The organism is Metabacillus sp. KJ11-3 (assembly GCF_055808295.1).
Genome location: NZ_JBVVRS010000004.1, coordinates 217,542 through 239,393, shown reverse-complemented (window position 1 = coordinate 239,393; position 21,852 = coordinate 217,542). Strand labels below are relative to the sequence as shown.

Annotated in this window: 21 protein-coding genes and 4 pseudogenes; 2 read left to right on the top strand and 23 right to left on the bottom strand. The window is 32.1% G+C overall.

From position 1 onward, the window contains the following. Positions 1-126: 126 nt before the first annotated feature. From AC0L8O_RS28040 to AC0L8O_RS28010, 7 genes and pseudogenes are all read right to left on the bottom strand, one after another. Complete coding sequence (locus AC0L8O_RS28040) at positions 127-1,209, bottom strand: D-alanyl-D-alanine carboxypeptidase family protein (protein WP_473449892.1); 1,083 nt, start codon at positions 1,207-1,209, stop codon at positions 127-129. A gap of 676 nt (positions 1,210-1,885) precedes the next feature. Continuing rightward, positions 1,886-2,092: a capping complex subunit for YIEGIA gene (locus AC0L8O_RS28035; RefSeq protein ID WP_473449890.1), complete on the bottom strand. Its 207-nt coding sequence runs from the start codon at positions 2,090-2,092 to the stop codon at positions 1,886-1,888. A gap of 3 nt (positions 2,093-2,095) precedes the next feature. Then, positions 2,096-3,008, bottom strand: a pseudogene (locus AC0L8O_RS28030) (YIEGIA family protein). A 108-nt stretch (positions 3,009-3,116) separates the two neighbouring features. Continuing rightward, entirely contained in the window at positions 3,117-3,287 is a 171-nt protein-coding gene (locus tag AC0L8O_RS28025; RefSeq protein ID WP_473450019.1) for a hypothetical protein, read from the bottom strand. Next, positions 3,257-3,531, bottom strand: a pseudogene (locus AC0L8O_RS28020) (Tn3 family transposase); the annotation flags it as partial. The gene AC0L8O_RS28025 and the pseudogene AC0L8O_RS28020, both read right to left, overlap by 31 nt. A 138-nt stretch (positions 3,532-3,669) precedes the next feature. After that, on the bottom strand, positions 3,670-4,500 hold the full coding sequence (locus AC0L8O_RS28015) for a stage II sporulation protein P (RefSeq protein ID WP_473449888.1): 831 nt from the start codon (positions 4,498-4,500) through the stop codon (positions 3,670-3,672). After that, entirely contained in the window at positions 4,427-4,822 is a 396-nt protein-coding gene (locus AC0L8O_RS28010; RefSeq protein ID WP_473449886.1) for a hypothetical protein, read from the bottom strand. The genes AC0L8O_RS28015 and AC0L8O_RS28010 overlap by 74 nt, the downstream gene beginning before the upstream one ends. 632 nt (positions 4,823-5,454) lie before the next feature. On the opposite strand from AC0L8O_RS28010, the pseudogene AC0L8O_RS28005 reads away from it, so the two are divergent. Then, a pseudogene (locus AC0L8O_RS28005) lies at positions 5,455-5,724 on the top strand (IS3 family transposase); the annotation flags it as partial. Between the two features lie 19 nt (positions 5,725-5,743). On the opposite strand, the gene AC0L8O_RS28000 reads toward AC0L8O_RS28005, so the two are convergent. From AC0L8O_RS28000 to AC0L8O_RS27960, 9 genes are all read right to left on the bottom strand, one after another. After that, the gene (locus AC0L8O_RS28000; RefSeq protein WP_473449884.1) at positions 5,744-6,220 is read right to left on the bottom strand and encodes a hypothetical protein; all 477 of its coding nucleotides are present in this window, start codon (positions 6,218-6,220) and stop codon (positions 5,744-5,746) included. Between the two features lie 53 nt (positions 6,221-6,273). Further along, positions 6,274-6,492 carry a hypothetical protein gene (locus tag AC0L8O_RS27995; RefSeq protein WP_473449883.1) on the bottom strand — a complete coding sequence of 73 codons (219 nt, stop codon included), beginning with the start codon at positions 6,490-6,492 and terminating at the stop codon, positions 6,274-6,276. Then, a complete protein-coding gene (locus tag AC0L8O_RS27990) occupies positions 6,485-7,828 on the bottom strand; it encodes a hypothetical protein (RefSeq protein WP_473449881.1) in 1,344 nt (447 codons plus the stop codon). The genes AC0L8O_RS27995 and AC0L8O_RS27990 overlap by 8 nt, the downstream gene beginning before the upstream one ends. A gap of 2 nt (positions 7,829-7,830) precedes the next feature. Next, positions 7,831-8,478: a hypothetical protein gene (locus tag AC0L8O_RS27985; RefSeq protein WP_473449879.1), complete on the bottom strand. Its 648-nt coding sequence runs from the start codon at positions 8,476-8,478 to the stop codon at positions 7,831-7,833. Between the two features lie 198 nt (positions 8,479-8,676). Next, positions 8,677-10,020 (bottom strand): hypothetical protein, encoded by a 1,344-nt coding sequence (locus tag AC0L8O_RS27980; protein ID WP_473449877.1) that lies wholly within the window; start codon positions 10,018-10,020, stop codon positions 8,677-8,679. Positions 10,021-10,604: 584 nt separating this feature from the next. After that, positions 10,605-10,919: a hypothetical protein gene (locus AC0L8O_RS27975; protein ID WP_473449875.1), complete on the bottom strand. Its 315-nt coding sequence runs from the start codon at positions 10,917-10,919 to the stop codon at positions 10,605-10,607. 645 nt (positions 10,920-11,564) lie between these two features. Next, positions 11,565-11,750 (bottom strand): hypothetical protein, encoded by a 186-nt coding sequence (locus AC0L8O_RS27970; RefSeq protein WP_473449873.1) that lies wholly within the window; start codon positions 11,748-11,750, stop codon positions 11,565-11,567. A 527-nt stretch (positions 11,751-12,277) separates the two neighbouring features. After that, a protein-coding gene (locus AC0L8O_RS27965) for an IS3 family transposase (RefSeq protein ID WP_473449871.1) occupies positions 12,278-13,440 on the bottom strand; the annotation gives its coding sequence in 2 pieces (ribosomal slippage) (positions 12,278-13,164 and positions 13,164-13,440; 1,164 coding nt in all). Between the two features lie 193 nt (positions 13,441-13,633). Continuing rightward, on the bottom strand, positions 13,634-14,053 hold the full coding sequence (locus AC0L8O_RS27960) for an HIT family protein (protein ID WP_473449869.1): 420 nt from the start codon (positions 14,051-14,053) through the stop codon (positions 13,634-13,636). A gap of 424 nt (positions 14,054-14,477) precedes the next feature. Here AC0L8O_RS27960 and AC0L8O_RS27955 point away from each other — a divergent pair, with 424 nt between their 5' ends. Continuing rightward, complete coding sequence (locus tag AC0L8O_RS27955; protein ID WP_251685765.1) at positions 14,478-15,674, top strand: IS110 family RNA-guided transposase; 1,197 nt, start codon at positions 14,478-14,480, stop codon at positions 15,672-15,674. Positions 15,675-16,540: 866 nt separating this feature from the next. Here the strand turns inward: AC0L8O_RS27955 and AC0L8O_RS27950 are convergent. From AC0L8O_RS27950 to AC0L8O_RS27920, 7 genes and pseudogenes are all read right to left on the bottom strand, one after another. Further along, entirely contained in the window at positions 16,541-16,885 is a 345-nt protein-coding gene (locus tag AC0L8O_RS27950) for a hypothetical protein (protein ID WP_251685764.1), read from the bottom strand. Between the two features lie 37 nt (positions 16,886-16,922). Continuing rightward, on the bottom strand, positions 16,923-17,210 hold the full coding sequence (locus tag AC0L8O_RS27945; RefSeq protein ID WP_251685763.1) for a DUF4306 domain-containing protein: 288 nt from the start codon (positions 17,208-17,210) through the stop codon (positions 16,923-16,925). A gap of 7 nt (positions 17,211-17,217) precedes the next feature. Beyond that, the gene (locus AC0L8O_RS27940) at positions 17,218-17,673 is read right to left on the bottom strand and encodes a helix-turn-helix transcriptional regulator (protein ID WP_251685762.1); all 456 of its coding nucleotides are present in this window, start codon (positions 17,671-17,673) and stop codon (positions 17,218-17,220) included. 331 nt (positions 17,674-18,004) lie between these two features. Beyond that, positions 18,005-18,502 (bottom strand): kinase, encoded by a 498-nt coding sequence (locus AC0L8O_RS27935; RefSeq protein WP_251685761.1) that lies wholly within the window; start codon positions 18,500-18,502, stop codon positions 18,005-18,007. Between the two features lie 116 nt (positions 18,503-18,618). After that, entirely contained in the window at positions 18,619-19,062 is a 444-nt protein-coding gene (locus AC0L8O_RS27930) for an NUDIX hydrolase (RefSeq protein WP_251685760.1), read from the bottom strand. A gap of 507 nt (positions 19,063-19,569) precedes the next feature. Further along, positions 19,570-20,865, bottom strand: coding sequence for an IS110 family RNA-guided transposase (locus AC0L8O_RS27925; RefSeq protein WP_251685759.1), 1,296 nt, complete (start codon positions 20,863-20,865; stop codon positions 19,570-19,572). A gap of 528 nt (positions 20,866-21,393) precedes the next feature. Then, positions 21,394-21,803: pseudogene (locus tag AC0L8O_RS27920) on the bottom strand (NUDIX hydrolase). Positions 21,804-21,852: the final 49 nt, after the last annotated feature.

The window sequence follows — 21,852 nt, the reverse complement described above, 5'->3', positions numbered from 1 at the left end:
AAGTAAATTCATTGGAGTTTAATGCAAAATATTAAATTTATATTTTTCTTATGTCATTATAAAAAAGACCTATAATAATGAAAGCAGATAGAGCAGAAATAACCATCAATATTGACAGGTGTGTTTCTAACTTGGAATTAGATAGTTCTCCATTATTATTTGTATTAGATACTTTTTCAGGCTCTTTTTTTCTATTATTTTTTCCAAGTCAAATAAGCTTAATAATTCATTGCTAGAATTTCTTACCTCTAATTTCCCCTCTGAGTTCATTTTATGTTGAGCCTCTAGTTCTTTTTCAATTGTATAATAGTAGTCTTGAGGTGACCGATATTTTATATTATTCAAACTATATTCTTCACCTTGAGCAATAGTCACAGTCTTAAAATTATTGAATCCATAATCAAGTAGTGCCACAGTATCATTATATGCTATTGTCTGAGAGCTGGCTGCTAATGTAACTGCAATAAGATTCAAATCTCCCTTGCTAGCAGTAGTTACAAGTGTATGCCCTGATTGATCAACATACCCCGTTTTTCCTCCCGTAACTCCATTATAAGGACTTTCTCTCATTAATTTATGATGACTATACAAAGTAGTCTCCCATTTCTGATCTTTCCATTCCAATTCTTTCGTTCCGAAAATTTCTCTAAATACTTTATTTTTTATAGCATACTTGGTAATTTTCGCTAAGTCTTCTGCAGTAGTTACATGGTTTTCATTAAAAAGTCCATGTGGATTTGTAAAATTTGTATTTTCAACTCCTATTTTCTCGGAAAGGTAGCTATTCAGATTTTTTGAGAACGTTTCTATTGATCCATCAATATGTTCTGCTATAGCTATTCCTGCATCATTACCTGAATTAATCAATAAACCTTGAATGAGTTTTTTTAACGTTATAGTTTCTCCCTCTTCTAAATAAATCCTTGTACCTTCAGCTACGGTAGCATTTTTACTCACAGTAGTAATATCATTTAAATCAGCCTTATCAATAGCATATATTGCAGTAGAAATTTTAGTTAAGCTTGCAGGATACATTTTTGTTTGAGCATTCTTTTGTAATAAAATCTCCCCTGAATCTTGTTCAATCAATATAGCTGCTTCACTTTGAATATCAATTGAATTTTCAAAATGTGTACTACTAAAAGTTTTCATTGGAAGGAAAATGTTTGAACTCATTATCAAAACTGTGATAATCAGAAGCTTTTTCATGTTGCACCTACTTATGTTTTTTTCTACATTTAAGATTTCTATACTTTGCATAATATTAATAAACCTTTATCAATCATTGTATTATATATAAAATTGAGTTCTCATATAATATCAAATGAAATATAATAACTACACTATTCTATTAATAAAATATGAAGAATTTATGTAGAAGGTAAAACAAAAAACAGGTAATATATGTATCATCACCTGTTTTTCATTATATTTTTTCCTATCTAAGTTCTTTATTGTAAATTTCGATACAACAGCAAATTATCCCTGTAATTAATATTAAGATTGAAGGTACAATTTGTTTTGTCCAAAGAGACAGGAACGTCCAAATCAACCAGTAGGAGTAGTACCAGCGCAGCTGACACCACCCGCAATAAGGAAATGTCAATGGTTATAATAAGGTGTTTAAGTTTTAATACTTCAAACACGCATACCCCCGTCCTGTTTTGGATAGAAGTACACTAAAGTCTAAAGTTGTTAAATTTTTTAATAAAGATACCTTAGCAATACAGTCGTTTAAAATATTTATTATTTTCAACAATTACGCCCTTATCTGGAATTCAAGATAAATTTCAATTCAAGGCATAAATAATTTTTTTCGGGCGTAGAATACAGGTTTGCAAGTTATTTTTCCTTAAAACCTGCAATTCAGTTAAAAGAGTTCTTTTTACACTCTTATAACTAAATAATCTCCATTCTTCATCTTCACTACATCTGCCTTCATCGCTTTTGCTATATCTTGTACCATAAGCTTTTGTTGCTCTTTATCCTGTGCTAATAGGGTAAGTTGCTTCCCACCTAACACTCGTTCTTTTTGTAACGTAACGAATGCTAGTATCTCGTAATTGGGTCTTTCGCTTGATTCTCTCCCCATTGTTTATTCCCTCCCCACAAGATTAGTATCCATAACAGCATGACTCTTTTTTACACTTTCAAGTAATGGTGTTTTCTTAACAGCTTCAATTAACTTATCTATATCCTTTATAATTGGAATCAGTGTGATAACGATTTTTCCTTTATTATATTCTTTTTCTTGTGAAATGATATCTTTTGACCCCCAGTGTCCTAGTAGCTTCAAACAAAGCAGCTTGTCTTTGCCCATAATTATCTAAAGCGATACGATAATGTTGTTCATGGGGGTAAATGACCACTGCCAAACCTTCATTTTGAAAGAGTTTTGAAGCATTTTCAGAACCTAACAGATTAGATACATAGATTCCATCCACAAAAAGTTCTGATTCCTTTATTTCAATTTTTCCTTCTTTCACCTCAGCAATATCTCCAATTGTTTTTCCTTTTGAAAAACGTTTTAATATGTAATGAACAATGAAACCAACAATGGCCCCAGAAAGAATATTGATCCAAGCCATGTTGCTATCGATAATTTGTATAGTTAGGGCCGTAACGAAGGAAACAATTAAAGAAAAATAATTCCTTGATTCAAATGTCTTTGCAATTCCATCGATATAAGCATCTCCACGGTATGCATATTCTGTATTCTCTAGGTCCTTTAAACTTTCTCTTTCAGACTTTCTAACGTCTCTAAATTGTTGAATCGCTAGAGTAAGAAACGTAACAGCGGTAAAGTTTTTGGTCATAAGAGCTGGTATAGCAAAAGCCCCCAATGCAGCTGCAACGAAACCCGTTACTAGGTGAAGCATATACCCATTTGGATAGCTTGGATACTGTCTAAAATCTTCTTTAATAGTCAATATACGAGCTACTGTGCCTATAATCGTTGCTGTTACTATTAAAATAAGGTATTCGGTTGAGAGCATTCCATCTTTCATAATTTCACTCCACTTTTAAATTTATACTTGTATTGTGTGTTATTTATCTAAAAATAATCATTTGAACCAACAGTAAGCATGATCCTATAAAGACCATCCTTCAATATCTTAATAAAAAGTCAGACTCTTTCTGTGTAATAAAAAGTTGTCAATAACAAACAATATGGATATATAAAAGAGATGAATAAGAATGATCTTCAGGCCTTCATTAATTTCTAACCGAATATCTTCAGAATCCAAATAATCTCTCAAGAAAATGGTTTTAAAAACCTTTCCCAGCTCAGACAGGAAGAATTTACATGGCTATAGATAAGTGGAATTAACGTTTTCAAATCTTCATGAGTCATCATATCTTGCTACTGCTTTTCTGATAATACAGATTGAATCATGAGTGTATTAATATACACGAGGCAATCTTGTAATAAATGCAGAGATAGGACGGCAACCTCTTGGTCTTCCAATCTATTTGAAGAAAATTTCTCTCCCTTTTCCTTAAAAAAATAAAGTCATTGGCGGAATTCCATTTTCTACAACTGGTATCATTAAATTGGATAGGATGGAGAGAATTCCCATCGAAGAAAGGCAATCAGAAATAGATAATGCATTGCATATTTAGCTTTATTCTTGATTGGGGGTAGTGATACCCCCTAATAACCCCCAATTAAATATCTTCAGCATCCTTCCAATAATATTCGCTGAACACTTCTGAAAAAGCTTCAATTGAATTATATAGCTCTGGTAAGTCATTTTCCACGCCACCAAACTCTAATAATATTGCTCTATTAGTTAGGTCCTGATTATATACTCCATTCCCTTGACTTTTCCCTTTCACAAACACTCCTCTACTAATCCCTGGATATTTCTCTTCAAGCAATGAGTTAAGCTCTTTAGCAAGTTGCAAATTCTCTTCATAATTCTTATGCTCTTTACCTACAACAAAGAATAATCTAGCAAATAACTTTCCATCAATTGTTGTAGTTGTAATCTCTTTAGGTTGAGAATCCCTATGAATATCTATTAAATAATTTAAATCTGCATTACTAGCTAATGCTTCTTGAACTTTTCCCCTAGAATAAGTATATGAATTATTGTAATTCCACCCTCTTTCTTTCAATGCATTCGTTACATTAGTTCGATCATGCTCGACTCCTATACCTCTATTATTTAACTCTTCCTTCAGCTTATTTCCTACTGTAATTACATTTACTTTTTCATTGTTACTAACTGCTTCATCCGGATTATCTACACCTTTTAATAATGGAGCGAATGCTTCCCAACTATGAGACTGATAAATATACACAACCTTTTTACCATTAGTCGTTTTTGAAGGAGGGCTTTCTTCAGTTGAATTTGGGTTATTGCTCTCTTCAATTTGTTTTATTTTTTCTTCAGCTATCTCCCTTTCTTGAAGTAAAACTTCATATGGCGGGGGATTCAATTGGAAGGTTAGTGAAATCTGTTCCTTGCCCAGCCACTGCAATTTCCGTATCATAGTTTGCAAAACCTGGTATTTCTCTTCCTAATAAAGTTCTAACGTCTGTCATTTTTATATTTGTTGCTAATGTAAATGCAATTTCAGATAATGAAAAACTACTATTTGCGTTACTATCACTATTAAAGTAGTGGTTTTCTGAGCTTAAAAAATAAATAAATAGTTCACCTGCATCAATATTATCTATAAATTTACTTAATGTTGAACTAGGAAATCTAATTGTAGAAACCACTATAACACTTGTTAAAATTAATATAAGTATTATTGAGAAAAATACAAATGTAATGTTAAGAATGATAGAATTCGAACCCGTTTTTTTCATTAATTTCCCCTCCTATTAATATCTATATGAAAAATTAGATATGATAGAATTGAAAATTTAAATTAAAATAAAAAAAAACAGTATTTTCATATTTGGTTTAGATACCTAAATATTCAAAGAATAGGATAATTTATAATACACACTTTGATTAAGTAACAATAGTGTGACTGGATATAAAACTCACATTTGAATATAATATCAATATGTAAAACTTAATAATATACATTTTCTAAGGACGATTTTCAATATTACAGTATGAGTAATAAAAAAACGACTCTTACATTTTCTGTTGGAGTCGTTTTTTTATCATATGCTCTGTTTTTTATATGTTAACTTTTTTGTAAATTAAAGGGAAACCCTATATGGATATTTATTCGTGAAACTCTCCTTAATATAACCTGCATCTTCCTGAATTTAAAAAGACAAAAAAGTTGGTACAAAACATAATTGATAACCGTAGTTTAATTAAGATTGTACATACACTTGAAATATCTATTGCTAAATCAAATTATATAAACTTTATACACTCCGCTCAAAACTGATATTTTACACGAAGTTCATTTTTGAGAGTAAGAGAGAGTTTCCTCCCTCCTTTTATAAAATGATCCCTATTATAACCACCTGTTAAAAGTTCAATTAAAAATAGTACGTCTCTCAAAGGAAACTGTTATGACAACTCTGTTATGGAGAATTTCTTCGGAATTATGAATTCAGAATTCCTTTACCTAAAGGAGATTGATATTGTTGAACAGTTTAAAAGAGAATTAGAAAAATACATCGAATACTACAATACAAAGAGAATTAAGGCAAAATTAAAATTGAGTCAGGTACAATACCGAACTCAATTTACAATGCTGCCTAATGAAATAACCGTGTCTAACTTTTTGGGGTCACTTCAATAACTTCGGCTTTTTTGCTAACTTATTCAGTAATCTCTTTAATCAGTTTATTATTTACCTTGTTTAAAATTAATCGTACATCCTTTTCTTCAATTTTCCCTTTAACAGACGAAGCAACAATCACTTGGAATTGTTTTGGATATTCTTCTTTAACCTCGTACAATTGCTCAAGAAAATGATTAAAAGTATCAAAGTCTAAGTTTTGCTGCCTTGGTTCATCCATGACTAAAAAGAATGGATGATTTGTAGAATCTTCATATATCAAACTAGTCTTTAAAAGCGCAAGGTAATAAGACAAAATAATTCTTATCAATCCACTGCTTGAAGTAATATTGTATAAATTTACTCCATCAATTTTCGGATAATAATCTTCTATATCTATTTTAATCTGCTCATATATCCTGCTAATGACGGATATATTTTTTCTTCCTTTATCTTTTATCGACTTATCCAAGTTTTCTACTTTAGCTGTATCGAAACCATCTTTTAGAAAATCCAATTTGAAGAGAGTATCTTTGAATTCCTCTTCAAAAGTTTCAAGCTTTTCATTGTCTAAATCTTCACTTGCTTTTGCTTCTTTAATGCTTTTTTCAAACTTTTTATTTTTGCAGCTATATTATCTTTTTCTGTTGAAATATTCTCGTACTTTCTTAGCACTTCTTTATCTTTTTCTAGTTCTTTTATACTGTTTTCAATTCTTCCGACTTCTCTTGAAAAGAAATTATATTGTTCCATGCTCTGGGGCTTTAGTTGATCTTCATAACTATCCATCGTTTTTCTTAGCTCTTTTAATTCCAGGCGAACTAAAAATAATTTGTTCGCAACTTCTTTTTGCGTCTTCTTTCTTTTCCATTAATCGTTTAAAATCTTTTAATTCATCCAATAGATAATGCAGTGTTTGAACCGTATTATTTTCATTTTGAAGTTCAGAACCACATAAATGACAATGCCCAGAAGATAATTCTTCCGTCTCTTTAATATCTACATCATTCAAACACCGCGGACAAGTTTCAATAGGTAAAATACCTATAAGCTTTTTAGCAGTTTTAAGCTTATCATTTTTTTCAATGTCCGATTCAATCTTGGTTATGTAATACTGATATTGGGATATTTCTGCTTCCAATAGCTCAAGTGATTCTTCATGTCTTTTAGCAGCCATACTCATATGTCGATATTTATTACGGATTTCTTTTAGGACATTATCAACCACTCTATTTCCTTTTTCCATTTCAGCAATCTTATTTTGAAGGTCACTAACTTCATTTATCTTATCTTTAATCTCGTAATCAATTTGCTTTGAATTATCATGAGATAATAGTTGAACGACTTCTTGCAAATCCTTTAATGAATTCATTCTTAACCTTAATTGAGAATTATAATAATCTAAAGAATGCCTATACTTTGCAACATCCGCATTCGAAAGGTTCAGTAAATATTCAAATGCGGTCTTTTTAACATCTGTAATATCATATTTAGGGTTAGTTGCTTGGATATCTGTCCAAGACTCTTGCGGTATTACAAAAAGAGGCAAAAGATTTTCGATGTAAAAAATTAAGCGTTCCTCATTATTTTCATCTTCCTCATCTTCTAAATCATTACCTATTTTACGTATGGGTTCAAAACCTAAAAATGAGAATAGGAACTCTTGGTATGTTTGATTACCAACAATATTTTTATCTTTTTTAATCTTATAAACGTCTTTCTTTTCAGTACGAATATCTAAAGTTTTTCCTACATCATTTTCCTTTAATGAAACATCTCTAAAAACTATAACAGGTTCATTAGTATTAACAGCATCTCTTAAAACAACTACACGCTCCCCTTTACTTTGTAATTGCAAGTAAATTTCAGCATGCTCCAATTTTTCATCCATAAATTTTCTTAATAACAATTTAAAGTTGATAATTTCTCTTTGCTTTTTACCATATATGGCTTCACCGTTCAGTCCATATACAATGCTTTCAATTAAGGTTGATTTCCCTAAAGTATTCTTACCAAAAATCATATTCACTTCACTAATATCATCTTCTACTAAAAAACTAAGATAACGACCATATTTTTTACCGCTCTTTGCTATAATTCGTATTTTAATTGCTTCAATAAACACATCTACTCACCTTCAATCCCAAGCATTAGTGATGGAAAATGCTTTCTTATATAATCATCAATTCTTTCATTAGTTGCATTTTTAGGAAAGATAGCATTAATAATTTCCATTCTACTTACCCAAACAGGCTCTTCTTCTATAATTTGTTCCGATATATCAATACCTAGCTCTGTTAAAGTCAAACACATAGCTTTTTTACTTTTATTGAAATTAGAAAAATGAACTTTTATCAGCTTTTTGCTCACCATATAATTCAAGATTGCATCATATCGGTGGTCCCAAGGACCACGTATATATTTAATCATTGGAGAAAGGGCTCTTTCAGTTTCATAAGGTTTAAGTTTTAAATTGTCCAAGATTTGATGCTTCTTTTCAATTTCAATCACTCGTTTTAAATAGAATGGATAACGAATAAGAAAATCAAAAAAAGAAAATTTACCTCTTCCATATATAGTAGGGTTGCTAAAATAAGATTCATTAATAATGCCGCAAATCCGAATTAAGAGCAATATTCTATATGCATGGAAATCATAATCATCATCAGGCTGGATGTATTCCGTTTGCTCTTCTAAAGGAACTGTTTCCATCATCACATCATTTTTAATTAAGATATCGAAAAAATCTTCAAACGAACTATCTTTCTTCTCCATACTACCCTTACCTTTCTCTGTGCCATCTTAAGAAGCACTTTGCTGCCATGTGGAACATTTGACCATAAACTACATCAAGGTCAACAACGAACTTCTTTATTTTTACTAGTGCATTAAATTCGTCCAAAGCTAATTTAAGTTCTTTTTTGAATTTAAGGTAAAATCTTGCTGAAGTAATTTGACTATCCATTTGCAACTCTAAAACAGCATCATTACATATATCTTCCACTTTTTTTCTAGCTTTTTTATTTCATCATATTCTCTATGAAAATTTTGAAAATTAAGTCTCTGCAGATACAATAAATACCTACATCTTAATTCAGTCGCCGTTTGGAGCATGTTATTTCTCATTTCTTCATCTAAGCCTTCAATTTTGTGGAATTTCATTTCCAACTTACTTTGATGCTCATTATTTTCTTGTTTTATAAATTCTTCCACTTCTTCAGGTTCCACTCTAGGCATCTCAAATAAATGATACTCCGGTTCACTTGTTGTTGATTGAAGCTGACTTTCAAGTCGATTTCCCCATGAATCAATATCTTTTCTGAGTCGATTTTCAGAACCAAAGACATCCTGACTCACACTTGAGAATCCTTGCTGCACTGTAAGTTTTAATTCATCAAATTTTTGTAATATCTCATTATCAATGCCTGAGCGTATAACATCATCGGTTTCACCAAGAATCTTTTCTAACAAACTATTATCAAGAAATCTTAGTTCCCGTTTTTCTTTTACAGCTTTAAAATTAATTTCAGAAAGCAGCCTTCCAAAATATAAATCTATTCTATTTTCGGCTTTTGAAATATCAATCAGCGCCTCATTTACCTGTTCTTTTAATACATCAATTGATTGAACAGCATCTATACTCTCAAAAATCCATGAAATTCGGTTAGTAAAATCACTTATGATTTCATCATCATCTATTTTTGCTTCAAAGGTCGCAGAAAGGTTCTGAAGGACTTCAAGTTCTTTGTCGAGCTTCTCAATTTCTAAACGCAATTCCTCATTGTCAGAAATAGCTATGCTAATTTTCTCTTGACGAGTAGATATCTTTTTCTTAATTGCTTTTTCCATTGATTCTTTCTCATCAACAAAAACTTCTCGCAAGATTTCCTTGGTTTTGTCAATACACAAATTTTGAATTTGCTGATTCGTTTGCAAATTCCCCTGATAAGACATCCATTTTTCGATTACAGTATCACGATTAGAAATATGCGTATTTGTTTCAAATACATATTCCCCTTCATATCCTCCATAAATCAGATGAAGTAAAAAATAATTATAGAAAGACTTTTTGATTTCATCACTATTTATATTCAGTGCCGAAGAATAACATTTCAATTGTGTAAAACGGACTGTTTGTTCCATCAAATTAATTTCTTTGATATCATCATCCACTTCACAATATATAGTGATAGATTTCTTACTTTTATAGTTATTTAGCCACAGTAGCAATGTTTTCAGATACTGATAAACAAAACCTCGGTTAGAACCAGGAGCATCTGTATCTTTTTTGAAAATTATTAGTTCGTTAGTAGTCATCTATTCTATTCCCCCGCCGAACACCTGTAAAATTATAGACATTTTTCCTACTATTTTACCATATAAAGACAAGATCTGAGTGCCAATATTTTTCAATTATCGAACAATGTTTGAATATGGAGACTAAAACTACTTTACAAGATGGCATGCTTGTCCTATGTCGACATACATTTATATTGATAACACCTTTATGTGTTTATTCCCAAAAATAATAATTCAGGAGCGGTAATAATGTACACATATCAATTACTAGAAGATGTCATTTTAAGGAGATTCATAAATGAAGAAAGTACAAATTATTATAAGAATATGTGAATTAAAGAAGAATTAAAGAAGAAGCAAAGCAGACACATTTCGTCCCTTAACGCGTTAATAATACTTATCGTTCTTTCCTGACAAAATAAAAAAACGTCTAAACTCAGTAATTTCAATAGTTTAAGACGTTTTTTATAGACAAATTTAGTTGTGTTAATTGATAGTTTACACGAAGTTTTTGGAAATTAAAGGGAGTTTCCTCCCTTTTATGTTTTAAAGCTAGGGTTATTAATGAAATGAAGTCTCACTATTGTTAACTGATCAGTAAACTAATATAAACTTTTTACTCCTTTCTCACAGAACCAGTCGCTGTATGATAGGCCTTCGAACAAAGCAACTTGCCAACAATTCAAATCAATTTTTTTCCGAGAATTTGATAACTCTAACAAATGCTCTTTTAAATCCTGAGGTTTCATTTGTTGCCATATATCTAAATTTCCAATTATCTCATCAACTGCATGACTAATATATAATTCATTTAATTCCATATCTACAAAATGATTTTTAACCCTGCAATAAAAATCATCTTCCCATATATTAGGTTTAGATATGAAAAAGCAAATATTTAATTCAACATCGGTCAAAGAAAAGTATCTACATTAGATCATTACTTAGCACAAACACACTATCCGTCATTAGTAGTAGCACCTATAAACCTTGTACCCTCCTGTTTTGATTGTAGACAAGTATTACGTGGACTTGCGCCTCTTATTTTTAAATAGATGTCACGTCCCGGTCCTTTTGCAGCAGAAAATTTTTGTTTGTACACAGACTTTAATTCATTTTTTTCTATACCTATTTCGGAACATATATCATCTGTAAGACTATATAAAGTTTTTGAACTTTTTAACTTTACATAGTCTTGCTCTCTCTCTAAGATATATGTTAAACACTTTTTTAGTCTTTTCTTTTTTCTACATCAGTAAAATCATTAACGCAAGTGGTGTAAATTTCCTTTAATTTAAATGGTGGTTGTGGTAGATTACGCATCTGCATCTTTTTCCTTAGTATTGATTAGATTCCTTAAAATAGCCCTTGCTTCCAACCCTAACTTTCCATCAAAATATTCTAATGCTTCTTCATAGTGTTTAATTCCTTTTACTATTAGTAAGTTCGCTAAATTATTATAAATTAATTGTACATGTTCACCAATAGACTTTTCTATTGAAAAATAACCAGCAAAGCTTTCCCACCATACTTTATAGGATTTTCTGAAACTCGCTTCGATACTAATCCCATAAATCTCTATAACGAATATGAATATCTTTTTGAAACTCACATTTTGTTGATATTGATATGTAAGGGAATTTTAACTCATCCCTACTATTATTTTGATTTAAGAATATATTTTGGAGATAAATTAAGAAATTTAATGAATAAGAGGCTTCTGTTCTCATTAACAATGTATTTTCCATTTAACACTCTCCTTAACTTATGTACATTCAAGTATTATCAATAATACTCCTGCGATTTAATATAAAGACTTCACTATGGTCTTTTATTCTGATATAACTATGCTGTAGAAAATTTCCAGTTTATTCCAAACCTAAGATTGAAAAATGTTGTCAATCACTGTATTTAACTCTGTATCATGTCTATTCCTAATTGATCAAAAGTGAATGTTTCAATTTCTTCTAAATCTTTAAATTTTGTACCAACCGAAAAAGTAACTGTTTTACCCATTAATTTCTCCTTTTCTTAATCAAATTCTATTTATCTTTCTTCTATAAATCCACTTGTTAAAGTATTTCTTTTATAAAATACTTCCTAATTTTAACATATTTTCGAAATTATACTCTTAAACAATATGGACTAATAGTTGAAGTACTTAATTTTATTCAATTATCTCGATATCAAGTCTTCAATATAATGGCCCTAAAACGGAAAATGAGCGCCAATTCCTCTTGAACTGACCCACTGGTTTGAGACACAAAAAGAACACCTATGCTGCCTGTTCCCTAAATTCTCTAGGGGATAGGTAGTTTAATTTTGCCTGAAGACGTATTTGATTGTAATAATAGATGAAATTTCTTACTTTTTCCACTACAATTGGGTTTGTAAGATGTTCTTGTGGTTGAGAGTAGAATTCTTCCGACTTTAGGGTAGAGTGGAAGGATTCAATGACGGCGTTATCAAAGCAGTTGCCTTTCCGAGACATGCTTGTGATAATGCCGTTTTCCTTTGCTAAGTTTTGAAAAGCGTAAGAGGTATATTGTGAGCCTTGATCGCTATGAAGAATAACCCCTTTAGTTTCAGGCCGCTTATCTAATGCATCTTTCAATGTATCTAAAACTAGCGCTACCTCTTGGCTTAAACCTATTCTAAAAGCGATAATTTCATTATTGTAAAGGTCCATGATACAAGACAAGTACATCATCGATTGTCCAAATGGAAGATAATTTATATCCGTAACCCACTTTTCATTAGGTTTCGATGCTTTGAAGTCTTGTTTTAAGTGATTGGGCACAATAATCTTACTTTCCCCTAATATCTTTATCTTCCGTTTTGGTTTGACTCTACACTGCCAATTGTATTTCTGCATGATCCGTTGGACTGTCTTTCTATTTACTTTTATTTTATATTCTCTAAGGAGCCAAGCCTTCACAGTTCTGTGGCCAATTCGATACTTGTGTTTCGTACATACCTCTTTAATCTTAAGTTCCAATTCCGTCATATTTTTATTACCTTTCTTTACCCACCGATAATAGCTAGATCTAGGGATTCCTAAACATTCACATATTAATGTGACAGGATATTTTTCTTTCAATTCTTTTACGAGCTCTAAAACGATTTCTGGGACCAACCCCTTTCGATATCCTGGTACTTTTTTAGAATTTCTACTTGAATACTTAGTTGTTTATTTCTTGCTTTTAACTGTTCAACTTCATTTAACTCTTCTAACCCTTTACCATACGAATATTGTTTCCCTATTCCTTGAGAGAATCTATAAGTCTCCCCGTTTTCATACCATTTCACCCAGTTTTGTATTTGTCTTTTATGTTTTATTCCTAGCTTTTCTTGAATCATTTTATAGGTCATACCATTTTTCCTTAAATTAACTGCTTCCCACTTTATTTCTTCTGGGTAATGAACGATTTTCCCCATGAGAAAAACACCTCCGCAATCGTTTAGTTTATAAATACGATTCAGGAGGTGCTCTTTCCTTGTCTCATTTACTTGGGTCACTCTACTCTGGAATAGCGCCCTTTTCTTGAAGATCGATATTAGTAAATAATCATCTAAAAATTCAAAAGAGTACTTGGATTAAGCACCACTATTATGGTAAACTACATAAATTTTAACTATGAATAGCTTCTATTACTTTTCTTTTTGTATCAGTTAACTTACCTTCATCTACTATGTGGTTCGCTTCATCTTCTGAATAGAAGTCTGCAAAGTTTTGTCCTTCATATCTTGGAACAACGTGCATATGAAAATGAGTCAGTTCATCAAAACTCCCACCGTTTTGACATATGGTGATACCATCAGGGTTAAATAACCTTTTTATTGCGGTTGATAAAATCATTGCAGCTTTCATTATTGAATTTGCAGTATATTCGTCAAGTTCGTCAAAGTACCGAAAATGCTTTTTAGGCAATATCAAAACGTGACCTTCATTAAACGGGTTGTGGTCCAAGAAGCAACAGACATAATCATCTTCAAATACCACATGAATAGGTTCATTTTTATTTGCTAAATTACAACCTAAACAATTCATTTAAACACAACCTTCATTTACTTATTATCCTTTTTTACTTATTGAGCATCTTATTAAGTAAATTTCTCTATTGCTTAATACCAATTATTTCAAAACGTGCATTTAACTCAATCTTTTTTCTGCCAAAAAAGACATTTACTTTATTAGGGATAAGCGCCCGATCGTATTATAAGGTCATCCAGATTGTTATTTTATCTGGTTGACCTTTTTTTATAGGTTATTCTTTAGGTAGTCGGGGTAGGACGCAAGCGCCCTTGGGACTTCTGATATCATTAGATCCCGTCCGTTATACTGTCCACCCCCTACTTGTAGAAACATGTTTGAGGCTGGTTGGGGCTTAGACCCCGCATAACAAGCGAAGCTATGATACTACAAGATAGACAGGGGCTGCCGACAAATACAGTACAAGGAGATGTGATAAGTTATGGATCCAGTCATTGGTCTGGATGTAGCGAAAGGAGAAAGTCAAGTCCAAGCTTTCTTGGCAAGAAAGCAACCTTTTAGAAAAACCTTTAAATTTAAGCATGATACCAATGGTTTACGTGATTTTTATGTATTTTACAAGGAAGTCAAATTGAATGCTGAAGCAGATCCTGTGGTCATTTTTGAATCTACTGGACACTATCATGAACCTGTACTTCAGTATCTTGAGGAAAAGAGAATAACCTACTATTTAGTGAATCCAGTGGTTTCTTACGAAACAAAAAAGAGTAGCCTTCGAAAGGTTAAGTCAGACCCGGCTGATGCTCGACATTTATGCGAACTCTACTACAAAGAAGATCTAGAAACCTTCCACCGAAAAAATGTTCAAACGATGAATTTACGTAATTTATCAAGACAACATGATTCATTAACTCGTAATTACGTACAGTTAAAGCTACAGTTCCAAACGATTCTAGATCAAGTTTTTCCTGAATATAAAGGGGTTTTTAGTAATTTATATTCGCCTATATCATTAAAGACTTTACTCATCTATCCTACTTCTAATGAAGTGATGAAGGTACGAACTGATGAGTTAGCTAAGGAGATGCATGGTCTAGGAGGAAAGAGATCATATGGTTGGTTTTGCGAAAAGGCTTTGAAGTTAAAAGAGGCCGCAGAACGGAACCCATTTAAGAAAACACTGTATCAAAGCCATTTGGTTACTCTAAAAATGTATATTCAAATGCTTCTTCAACAACGAGAGTTTCTCAACGTACTAGAGCAGGAGATTGATCAGTTAGCAATGCAGTTTGAGGATTATGAGATCCTTCGGTCCATTCCAGGGGTGGGTTCTAAAATTGCAGCTACTCTTATCTCAGAAATAGGTGAAGTCACACAATTTAGTCACCCGAAAAAGCTAGTAGCCTATGCGGGCATTGATCCTCGGATTTACCAATCTGGGAAGTTTACAGCATCTATCAATCGCATCACCAAGAGAGGATCTACAAAGCTACGTCAAACACTCTATACAGCTGTTCAGTGTGGGTTAACGAATAATCGAAATGCGAAACTCCGAGAGTATTATGACAAAAAAAGAAGTGAGGGCAAGCCTCACAAAGTAGCCATAATAGCTTGCGCCAACAAGCTATTGCATTGGATTTATGCCATCTTAAAACATAAGAAGAAATACACTGCATAATCCGATACAAATAATTACATTATTTACAAAAACTTCAAATAAAATTATTGAAGTTTCTTTGTCATGCATGTTTTTATTATAACATCTTTAATCTAGTATTATTACTTAAAAAGTGTTGACTTATATTAGCTGGTATAATGGAACAGTATAGTTCAATTAGTTTCCTTTTAGATTAAGGATTCTTTCAATACATAAATCACCAATCCACAAAATACCGTTACTCCCACGAAAGACCCTAAATAAAAAATGGGTGAGACTGTTCTTCCGAACTCCACTTTATTAGGAAGTTTATCTACACTTTCCCACACACTTTCTATATCTGGAACATATCTTTTAGTCTTTATAAAGCCTATTACCATAGTGATTATAAAATAAATCAGATGAACAAAAACAGAACCTATAATTGCTTGAACAATTGTAATCAGCCCTACTCACCACCATTCTAGGAATAAATATAGCGAAAATTACTTCCTTCTTTAGCTCTGACTATCCCATATAAACCATAAACTTATCTAATCACTTGTCCCACTAAACTACTCTATTGCATAATACCAATTATTTCAAAATAAGTGATCCAGTTCAACTATTTTTAACAGGATAAAGACTCCTACCTTATTCAAGATAGGCGCCCTTTTCTTGAAGACTCGATATCAAGATATTAATGAGAGCCAAACATAACGAGCTCTGTTTTTTACTCCCCTTTGAGGAATAAGAAAATCTTATTCCTGATAGTGTTTGCTAACATAATGAGATATTTTCGGCATCTCAAAAAGGATCTTTGACTGGGGCTGTTGACAAATACCCCTTAATATCTAATTTGTCAACAACCCCGACTGAAGATCCTTTTATGCTGCTATTTTTTGAGATTATTTCACCCATTTTATCATTGCTTTTATAATTAATTGTCCTAAGAAGTATGCCGTCGAAGTTAATAAGACTACTTTATCTCTATTAAAAGGTTTAAACCAATAAGTATCATTTTCTATAAATTTAGATGCTAAATATAGAGATATTAAGGTTTGAATAATAGTTAAGATAAATAATTGTATAATCTTAATGTCTTTTGAAGCAATTACTGATATGATCATAAAAAACAAAAAAACTATGAAAAGAAAAGGTGCATCCTGATTTTTTAAATGTTGCCCATATTCATAATAGTGGAATAGAAAAGGAACCGGTATTAACAGCACTAAATAGTTCAAATACTTCATATGGACCTCCTTTAAAAAACGCACAAGGTGTTTTTTCCTATACTTTGGGTGTCATAACGTATTTCTTAATCCAAGAAATAATTATACCTATTAAAAGCAAGAAAGATAAAATACAAATAATACTTATTATTGGTTGGTATTTTAAAGCATAAAAGTACTTATCAATTTCATAAATTTGTTGAGGTTCTTTCATATTTACAGGAGTAAAAACAATATGTTCTTTCCAATTTTCTTCAAGCATAATGTACGAACCCGTCCAAGAAGTTGCAAAAAAACTATATGCAAATACAGGCAATAAAAGGATAAAAATAAGGAACTTTTTCAAATTTCATTCACTCCTCATTAAATAACTCATTTAACCGGATTAAAGTTTCTTGTTTATCAAACGAACTAAACCATCTAAATTGTTGGTCATCAATAATTCGATAATGTTGGCTAACCAAATTTTGTTGTAATCGAAAATTTCCCTTTTTATTAATTTCTTGCCACCAGATTTTTCCTCCCATTGTCTTATCCTTTGGTTTTTCCATTCTATCGTGGGCAATTGTCTCAATGACTTCCAGAGGCTCATCTCCTAAAACAGATCGTAAAATCTCACTGTCTCTAAATAAGGAACATATTACAACTGAATTTGACCAACCAGCTAAGGATCTCCCTTTTTCAATTTGAACAAGAGTTTTTTTTGAGATGCCCATGATTTCAGCCATTTTGTCTTGAGAATACCTTTTTTCTAGACGAATTAATCTAATTTTCGATGATATAATTTTGATAATTTGATCTTTATCCATGCTAACCTCACTTTGTTTACTTTATGCTTCATTTAGTGTAATTTTACACTAAACGAAAATGAAGAGAAAGAATTTTTTTCCATATCAAGAAAAAACTTTGAATATTTCTTTCTCTTTAGCTTTCAAATAAAGTTTGATTATAGTTAAATTACAAATTCTTACCTAGTAGACAATGTAAAAACTCCATTTTGAACAAAGATTGATCAAAATGGAGTCTTGCTAAATAAGTATAAAATTTCCATTAAAAAGATTGATCATTTTTTTCTAACTGTGTTGCACAACAATCGCGCCCGTTTGCGGAATATCGTTATTGAAGCAATGCAACCGGTAGTTACTTTTGCAGTTGATTTAAAATCAGTTTCAATACATCGTTCTGTGACATATCATTAGTCAGTATTGTTTCTCCATCCACGCCAAGATAATCGTTTGGATTCCACCAGGCACGTAAAGAATCTTCTCCGAATTCCAACTTTTTCGAACTAGAGTTGTGACGTATCACTGTTTCCTCAAAGGATAAATCAAAATAATAAGTATATGTATTTTGGTTATAGGACTGGATTAATTTATTAAGCATTTCACCATAACGTCTTTTATACAAGATTCCTTCCACAATAACAAAATCACATTTATCTTTACCATATTCTGCGATTTGGCTAATCAAATCAATTGATAGGTTCCCGTCTCTATCGTGAACCTTCAACATTTCACGGCGAACGACATCCTGAGAGACCAATAGTGTTCCATGCCCCAAATGATTTTGAAGACTTTTCGCAGTCGTTGTTTTTCCACTCCCAGAGTTTCCTCGTATGATAATTAGCTTAGATTCCATATTCTCCCCCAAGTTTTTGAATTATTTTATCAGATATGCTTGTTATGTATCCTGACCCGTTTTAATAAAAAAGCGTCTCTGCTTATTACAGAAACGCGCCCGATTATGTAATATACTTACTTTGTCAATAAATGAATATATGGTTTTATATACTTTTCGATTACCCCTTTTGGTAATTGATTTAGTTTAAAGAACCTTACATCTAATGATTCATTCTTATCAATTTCGATAGTTCCTTTTACCTCGTTAGAATAATAAACTGCTGTTACAGAATATAATTCATCTCCATTTGAAACTTTTAAATATTGTTCTGGACCTGACAAAAGATCTAATAGCTTCAACTCTCCAACGTCAAGTCCTGTTTCTTCTTTTACTTCTCTTCTTGCTGTATCTTCTAAACTTTCACCTAATTCCATAAGACCACCAGGTAATCCCCAACGCCCATCGGTTCTGTGTTGCAATAACAATTCCTGGTTTTCGTTCACAATTATTACAACAGCACCTGGTAATATTAAAGGGCGATGACCAACTAATTTTCTTAACTCCCGTACGTAATCCATATCAAACTCCCCTAACGTAATATTTAACTTCTCTCGGTTATATTAAAATTCGATATACTTATAAATTTTTCCTTTTTATTCAACAATCTCCCTCAATAAAGAATGTAAAATCTAACGATTTCTCCTGTTTGCTTAGATTTTCATAGTAGTTTTGTTTCAAAGATTACCTTCTGTATGGATAAATATATATTATTAGGATAAAATTGGATATCTGAAGAAAAAAGACTCATAGCTTACTAACCAACCACTTACAGAAATTGGGTGATTAGTAAAAATATGATCGCACTGGTGGATGTCCACATATCTCATGGAGGTCAACCCTCCCATGCCTCACAGAGTCTTCGCTCTCAAATTCCTTCGTCCAACCTTTCCATGAGGTGGATGTCAGTTACGCTGGCCCACAGGGTCCTTGCCCGAAGTATTGTTGCTTTACTGACTAATCCGTGCTTCAAATGTTCCTAAATCTTTATTATCTAACTACTTTATCTAATCTAATCTAAAACATCATTAACCGGCTATTTTTACATTCTCTGATACTGCCATATGAGGAATATCCTTTAACATCTTTTCTTCACAAAAATCAAAATGTTTTTTACCTATGGCAAAGAATATACGTATGAGCTTATTACACAAAGCTATCAGAGATTGCACCTTTTTCAATGGGTTATCAGGTCGTTGTGTATAATAGGTGTGGAGTGCTTTAAAAGCTGAATTCTTCGCAACGAGTATCATACAAACTCTGAACAACAGAGCACGAAGTTTCTTTCTACCTCGCTTCGTAATCCTTGTTTGTCCCTTATGCTTACCAGACGTATTTTCCTTAAGACTTAACCCAGCGAGCTTAATGATTTGCCTAGGATGGGAGTACTCATTTAGATCTCCGACTTCTGCAAAAAAGCCTGCGACAGTATCTCTTCCAATTCCCTTGATGGCAAGCATCTGTTGAACGCCAGGTATTTGATCAATTAATGCATCTATTTTGGCATCCAATTCTTCGAATTTAGACTGAATTAACTCATATTTAGCTATCAATGTCTGTAATTCTAATTTCGCCATATCTGCCCCTTGACGAATACCAATAGATTCACGGGCTGCTTGTTTTAAGTCCTGAATCTTACTAAGACCTACACTGCGTTTAACAGCTTTTCTTAAGTGATTTAATAGGTCCTGATCAGAGAAATGTACAAGTTCATGTGGTAATACATTTAACTTCAAAAATTGTAAAGCTGCTTTACCTTCCCAATTCTTAAAAACCGTTAAAAATTCAGGGAAATATCGGTCAATCCAGTTATGAATTTGACCTTGTACAATTTGTTGGTCAACAGTTAAGAGATCACGAATTTTCTTAGCCACACGGAGTTCTGCATAAATTCCTTGTGGAATAGTTGGTTCAGCATATCTCCCGTCCTTGACCAATTGCGCAATAACTCTAGCATCTTTTATATCGTTTTTAGTTGGTGAATTATCATCTAATTCCTTACTTTTCTTTACGTGTAATGGATTAACTAACACAAATTTAATCGTATTTTCTCTAAGCATGTAAGCTAAATTGAACCAATAATGGCCTGTCGGCTCCATACCGACAATCACTTGATTCATCGTTTGAGCTTGCATAAGTTGTGAGATCCAATTAAGAAAATGGTGAAATCCTTCTTTTGTATTTTCAAAGTAACAAGGTGAGCCAAACTCTAATCCTCTAAAATCCTGAGCTCTGGCTACATGTTTGAATTTGGCAATATCTACTCCGATAATAAGTGTTTTAGGAGTAATTTGAGCGATTTTCTTATTTTGGTTATAATTCATGATAGGCCTCCTGGTCATGATAGATTTGTCCTTTTCGCTGGCCAGCTTTGGGACATTATAATCATACCAAGAGGTCTTTTTGATACTCAAATCTCATTTTCATTCATTACAGGAATGCTGGCCAGTTTGCAGAAGAAAGTGATATGTTTATAATCTGAGGTTTCATTCTCTAGATGTGGTAATTACACTTTTCTTCATTTCCTGTAAAATAAAAAAACGTCTTAATCCTATACTAAAAAGGTTTGAGACGTTTTTTCTATTGAGATTTAGTTGTGTTTATACGTATTTGACGAGAAATTGATTTGAATTACAAAAGTTTCCTCATGGTTTGGCGATAAGATGATCAACTCATAAAAGAGAGATTTTACACGAAGTTTAGACTTTAAGAATAAGAGGGAGTTTCCTCCCTCTCTTCAAAACTGTTCATTATTATATCCAACTGGAAGGCATTTAACTTAGTTAAGTTAGATAAAACATGAAATTAGATCTTCAACACTCGCGCTCGTTTATTGAAGAATGGATTAAGTTCTAAATATTAAATTCAATATAAAATGGATGCGTGTCATTATCCAAACAGTATTCTATTCTTTCCCTAAAATTTTCCACTTCACCATATCTAAGGCGTTTTCAATAGGATAGAATCCCACCTCTAAACTCTCAGAAGATGTAGTTATAACGCCACCTATCGGCTTTGCTAAAAACAATGTATTACATATCGAATTCTTTACATTTTGAAAGACTACACAAAACTTTATAACCTCAATATCGATTCCCGTTTCTTCTTTAGTTTCCCTAATTGCTGCTTCTCTCAACGATTCCCCTTCTTCAACCTGTCCTCCAGGCATTTCCCATCCTCTTCTTGGACCTTTAATCAATAGAATTTTTTCCTCTTTGTTTATTACAATAGTTGCTGCTGAGACAATGTGTTTTGGTGGTATATGTAATATCCTCCATAAAAGAAAAGTTATATATTAGTTCTTTGATATG